This window comes from Streptomyces sp. NH27, from assembly GCF_056859195.1.
Map to the genome: position 1 here is coordinate 1 of NZ_JACEGK010000549.1, position 5,104 is coordinate 5,104.

Sequence of the window (5,104 nt, forward strand, 5' to 3'; positions counted from 1 at the left end):
CCCCGACCCCCACGGCCGGCCCGCCGGCCCGCCGGGCCCGTTTGCCCGCCGGCCGCGCCACCCGGCCACCGCTCCGCGCCTAGGCTCCGGCCGCCCCCTCCACCGCCACCCGCCGCGGCCGACTCCCGCGGTTGTCCACAGCTCCGCAGTTGTCCACAGGCCCGCCCTCCCGTGCTTGCGCGGGCCGCCGGAATCGGCGAGACTCGAACCGAACGAATGGTCGGTTGGGAGGCAGCGATGACCGCAGGACCCGCGCGCGCCGCGGACCAGGACGAAGGCCGGGACCGGGACCCCGAGGGCCGGCGGTTCCAGGCCGGCTTCGACGCGACGATCGACAGGGATCAGCGGATCGAGCCGCGCGACTGGATGCCCGAGGGGTATCGCCGGACGCTGGTCCGGCAGATCGCGCAGCACGCACACTCGGAGATCATCGGCATGCAGCCCGAGGGTGAGTGGATCACGAGAGCGCCGTCGCTGCGACGCAAGGCGATCCTGTTCGCGAAGGTGCAGGACGAGGCCGGCCACGGGCTGTATCTGTACTCCGCGGCCGAGACCCTCGGCGCCGACCGGGCGGACCTGACCGAGCGGCTGATCTCCGGCCGGCAGAAGTACTCGTCAATCTTCAACTACCCGACCCCCACGTTCGCCGACGTCGGGGTGATCGGCTGGTTCGTGGACGGCGCGGCGATCTGCAACCAGGTGCCGCTGTGCCGCAGTTCGTACGGTCCCTACGCGCGGTCGATGGTGCGGATCTGCAAGGAGGAGTCCTTCCACCAGCGCCAGGGCTACGAGCTGCTGCTGACGATGATGCGCGGGACGCAGGCGCAGCGCGCCATGGTGCAGGACGCGGTGGACCGCTGGTGGTGGCCTTCGCTGATGATGTTCGGGCCGCCCGACGGCGACTCGCCCAACTCGGCCGCCTCCATGGCGTGGAAGATCAAGCGGCACAGCAACGACGAGCTGCGCCAGCGGTTCGTCGACATGACCGTCCCGCAAGCGGAGAAGCTCGGCGTCACCCTACCCGACCCGCAGTTGCGGTGGAACGAGGAGCGCGGGCGGCACGACTTCGGCACGCCCGACTGGTCGGAGTTGCAGCGGGTGATAGCCGGCGACGGACCGTGCAACACCGAGCGGATCGCACGGCGCACGGCCGCACATGAGGAAGGCGCCTGGGTGCGCGAGGCGGCCGCGGCGCACGCCGCGAAGCAGGCCGAGCGGGCTGCGGGGCAGGCGTCGGAAGGGGCGGCGGCATGAGCAGCGCAGACAACGGCAACGACTCCACCCGGCCCGATGATGCGGCCGGTGCGACTCCCGCCGCCAAGGGCGACTGGCCGCTGTACGAGGTGTTCGTGCGGGGCAAGCGCGGACTGAACCACGTCCACGTCGGCTCCCTGCACGCAGCCGACGACACGATGGCGCTCACGCACGCGCGTGACCTGTACACCCGCCGCAACGAGGGGGTGTCGATCTGGGCTGTCCGCTCCTCGCACATCGCCGCGTCCACTCCCGACGAGAAGGACCCGTTCTTCGCGCCGAGCGCCGACAAGGTCTACCGGCACCCGACGTTCTACGACATCCCCGACGACGTTCCCCACATCTGAAGCCCACCCGAAGGAGGCAGACGGCATGGACCACACCGAGACGGCCGACGACGACCACGTCTACCTCTCCCTGACCGAGGATCATGGCGACGCGGACACCCGCTGGGCGTTCGGCACCGGCTTCGCCGACCCGCTGCACGGCGTCGACACCACGCTGCCGGAAGACGTGGACGCGGCCGAACTCGCCGCGGTGTGTCTCGCGCTGGGCGACGACGCACTGGTCGCCGCCCAGCGCCTGGCCGAGTGGTGCACCAGGGCTCCGGAGCTGGAGGAGGAGGTCGCGCTCGCGAACATCGGCCTCGACCTGCTCGGCCAGGCCCGGATGCTGTACGCGCGCTGCGGCCAGGTCGACGGCACCGACCGCGGCGAGGACGCGTACGCCTACTTCCGCGATCCCGGCGACTTCCGCAACGTGGCGCTCGCCGAACTGCCCAACGGGGATTTCGCGTTCACCGTCGCCCGGCTGCTGGTCCTGGCGACCTGGCGGCTCGCGCTGCTCGGCCGCCTCGCTGCCGGCCCCGACCCGGTGCTCGCCGCGATCGCGGCCAAGGCGGTGCCCGAGCTGACCTACCACCGGCAGTACGCCGCCGACTGGGTGGTGCGGCTCGGCGACGGCACCGAGGAGTCGCACCGCCGGATGCGCGCCGCCCTGGAGGACCTCGCGCCGTACGTCGAGGAAGTCCTCGCCGCGACCGGTACCGCCGTCCGCGGCGCCCCGGCCGGCCCGGCCGCCGATGCCGACGCCGTACAGATCTCCGGCCCCGTACGCGAGGAGACGCTGGGCGTACTGCGGCAGGTGCTGGTGGCTGCCGGGCTCGACCTGCCCGAGCGGCCCGTGGCACCGTACCGGGGCCGGCACGGCGAGCACACCGAACATCTGGCCCCGCTGCTGGAGGAGTTGCAGAGCGTGGCACGCGCCCACCCGGAGGCGACATGGTGACCACACCCACCCGGCTCGACGAGCAGCGGGCCCGCCGGATCGCGGCCGAGGTCCCCGACCCTGAGCTGCCGATGCTCACGCTGGCCGACCTCGGGGTGCTGCGCGAGGTGCGCACCACCTCGGACGGCACGGTGGTCGCCAGCCTGACCCCGACGTACTCGGGCTGCCCCGCCCTGGCCGAGATGCGGGCCGACGTGGCAGCACGGCTGCACGCGGCCGGGTTCGCGCGCGTCGAGATCCGCACCGTGCTCGACCCGCCGTGGAGCACCGACCGGATCAGCCCCGAGGGCCGGCGCAAGCTGCACGAGCACGGCATCGCGCCCCCCGGCCCCGCACCGCGCAGGGCCAACGGCCCGGTGCCGCTGGTACTCGGCGCCACCCGGCAGGCCGTCCCCTGTCCGCGCTGCGGCAGCACCGACACCGAGCAGACGTCACCGTTCTCGGCGACCGCCTGCCGCTCGCTGTGGCGCTGCCGCGGCTGCCTGGAACCCTTCGAGCACGTCAAGGAGTTGTGATGGCCCCCACCACCGCGACCGGCACGGCCGCCGCAAGCGCGGCGGACGGGACCGTACGCCCGCGGCGGCGACCCGCGTTCCACTCGCTGCAGGTGAGCGAGGTACGGCCGCTGTGCGAGGACGCCGTGGCCGTCGGTTTCGACGTACCCGCCGAGCTGGCCGCGGAGTTCGCCCACCGGCCCGGGCAGTCGCTGACCCTGCGGCGGATGGTGGACGGGCGCGATGAACGCCGCTCCTACTCGATCTGCTCACCCGCGGGCGCGCCGCCCCGTATCGGAGTACGCGTCGTGCCCGACGGGCTGTTCTCGTCGTGGCTGGTCAACGACCTGCGCCCCGGGGACACGGTCGAGGCGATGGCGCCCAGTGGGGCGTTCACCCCCGACCTCGGCACTCCGGGCCACCACGTGCTCGTCGCTGCCGGCTCGGGCATCACCCCGATGCTGTCCATCGCCGAGTCCGTGCTCGCCGCCGACGCCGTCTCGCAGGTCACCCTCTTCTACGGCAACCGCCGCACCGACACGGTGATGTTCGCCGACGAGCTGGCCGACCTGAAGGACGTCCACCCGGCGCGGTTCCAGATAGGGCACGTGTTGTCGCGCGAGCCGCGCGAGGCGGAGTTGCTGTCCGGCCGCCTGGACGCGGACCGGCTCGCCGCGCTCATCGAGGGCCTGGTCGACGTACCGAGCGTCGACCACTGGTGGTTGTGCGGCCCGCACGGCATGGTCACCGACGCCCGGCACCTGCTCGCGGAGCTGCACATACCCGACGAGCGCGTCCACCAGGAGCTGTTCTTCGCCGACGACGAGCCCATCACGCCCCTGCGCCACGCGGACGACACCGTCGAGGGCCCGGTCAGCCAGGTCACCCTCATCCTCGACGGCCGCACCACGACCACCGCCCTGCCCACCGACACGACACTCCTCGACGGCGCCCAACGCACCCGTCCCGACCTCCCCTTCGCCTGCAAGGGCGGCGTCTGCGGCACCTGCCGGGCCAAGATCACCGAAGGTCGGGCCGACATGCGCCGCAACTTCGCCCTCGAAGCCGCCGAGGTCGACGCCGGCTACGTGCTGACCTGCCAGTCCTTCCCCGCGTCCGACACGCTCACCGTCGACTACGACGCCTGAGCCCACGGGGCTGGACGCCGCCCCGCCCCGCCTCTGCCCCACCGCGACTGCCTCCCCGCGCGGTCCCGTACGGCAAGGCCCGGACGGCTCCACGGCGAGCCGCCGACAACCGGTACAGTGTCAGCGCACCACCTTGGTGGGGCACCATCCCCGCCCCAGTAGCTCAGGGGATAGAGCACGGCTCTCCTAAAGCCGGTGTCGCAGGTTCGAATCCTGCCTGGGGCACACCTGTTAGCCAGCGCGAACGTCAAGTAGGGCCAGGTCAGAGGCTGTTTCCTTGACCTGGCCCTACCCGTTTCCTGGAACCCGCCGGATCGGCCCAGCCCCCTAAATGCCCCCTAAATGATCATTGCTGCGTCACGGGTGCTACTCATCGCTCTCGCCCCTGCGTATCCCACTCGCGCAGCTCGTAGACGTGCCGGCGCCGCCCCGCAGCGGCCTCCGCGGTCATGTGGGCCGTCCGGGCGCGGTCGGCGTGGCGCCCGGACAGCCGACATGTGCGGTCGCTGGGCCTGGCCGGTGTGGCAGTCGCAGCACCGTGTTGCCCGCGCACCAGGCGTGCGGCTCCGGCCATCCGAGCCGATCAGCCGCAGCGCACTCCGCCGGCGTCGGCGTGGGGCGTCGGAGTCGGCGTGGGCGTCAGGAGATGGCGCGCGGGCCGCGGCGTTCGTGGCCGCGCTGCCGCAGGGCGCCGCGACGCGGGTGGGGCGCCGTCTCGGACACGTCGGGCTGTCCGAGGGGCAGTGGCAGCGGATCTCGCCGGCCCGCGCGTCGCTGCGGGGGGACCTGCTGCGGTTCGTCATGGACGAGCCGATCGCGTCCCTCGACGCGCACAGCGAGCGGGAGGTCTTCGACCGCTGCGTGGCGCGGACCCGCAGGCTGGGCGCCACGACCGGGGCGGTCACGGTCGGCGTCTCGCAC

General features: G+C 72.9%; 5 protein-coding genes, 1 tRNA gene and 1 pseudogene. All 7 read left to right on the forward strand.

From position 1 onward, the window contains the following. The first annotated feature begins 237 nt into the window (after window positions 1-237). Window positions 238-1,254: a 1,2-phenylacetyl-CoA epoxidase subunit PaaA gene (gene paaA, locus AC13HU_RS31605; RefSeq protein WP_483045407.1), complete on the forward strand. Its 1,017-nt coding sequence runs from the start codon at window positions 238-240 to the stop codon at window positions 1,252-1,254. Further along, window positions 1,251-1,601 carry a 1,2-phenylacetyl-CoA epoxidase subunit PaaB gene (paaB, locus tag AC13HU_RS31610; RefSeq protein ID WP_483045408.1) on the forward strand — a complete coding sequence of 117 codons (351 nt, stop codon included), beginning with the start codon at window positions 1,251-1,253 and terminating at the stop codon, window positions 1,599-1,601. The genes paaA and paaB overlap by 4 nt, the downstream gene beginning before the upstream one ends. A gap of 25 nt (window positions 1,602-1,626) precedes the next feature. Continuing rightward, on the forward strand, window positions 1,627-2,541 hold the full coding sequence (gene paaC / locus AC13HU_RS31615) for a 1,2-phenylacetyl-CoA epoxidase subunit PaaC (protein ID WP_483045409.1): 915 nt from the start codon (window positions 1,627-1,629) through the stop codon (window positions 2,539-2,541). Then, the gene (paaD, locus tag AC13HU_RS31620; protein WP_483045410.1) at window positions 2,535-3,056 is read left to right on the forward strand and encodes a 1,2-phenylacetyl-CoA epoxidase subunit PaaD; all 522 of its coding nucleotides are present in this window, start codon (window positions 2,535-2,537) and stop codon (window positions 3,054-3,056) included. Before paaC ends, paaD begins: the two co-directional genes overlap by 7 nt. Further along, complete coding sequence (gene paaE, locus AC13HU_RS31625) at window positions 3,056-4,183, forward strand: 1,2-phenylacetyl-CoA epoxidase subunit PaaE (protein WP_483045411.1); 1,128 nt, start codon at window positions 3,056-3,058, stop codon at window positions 4,181-4,183. The genes paaD and paaE overlap by 1 nt, the downstream gene beginning before the upstream one ends. 152 nt (window positions 4,184-4,335) lie before the next feature. Continuing rightward, window positions 4,336-4,408 (forward strand) — tRNA-Arg (locus tag AC13HU_RS31630). A 444-nt stretch (window positions 4,409-4,852) separates the two neighbouring features. Continuing rightward, a pseudogene (locus AC13HU_RS31635) lies at window positions 4,853-5,104 on the forward strand (ABC transporter ATP-binding protein); the annotation flags it as partial.

Coding starts and splice junctions, on each gene's coding strand:
- paaA (WP_483045407.1), top strand. CDS start 238: ATGACCGCAGGACCCGCGCGCGCCGCGGACCAGGACGAAGGCCGGGAC.
- paaB (WP_483045408.1), top strand. CDS start 1,251: ATGAGCAGCGCAGACAACGGCAACGACTCCACCCGGCCCGATGATGCG.
- paaC (WP_483045409.1), top strand. CDS start 1,627: ATGGACCACACCGAGACGGCCGACGACGACCACGTCTACCTCTCCCTG.
- paaD (WP_483045410.1), top strand. CDS start 2,535: ATGGTGACCACACCCACCCGGCTCGACGAGCAGCGGGCCCGCCGGATC.
- paaE (WP_483045411.1), top strand. CDS start 3,056: ATGGCCCCCACCACCGCGACCGGCACGGCCGCCGCAAGCGCGGCGGAC.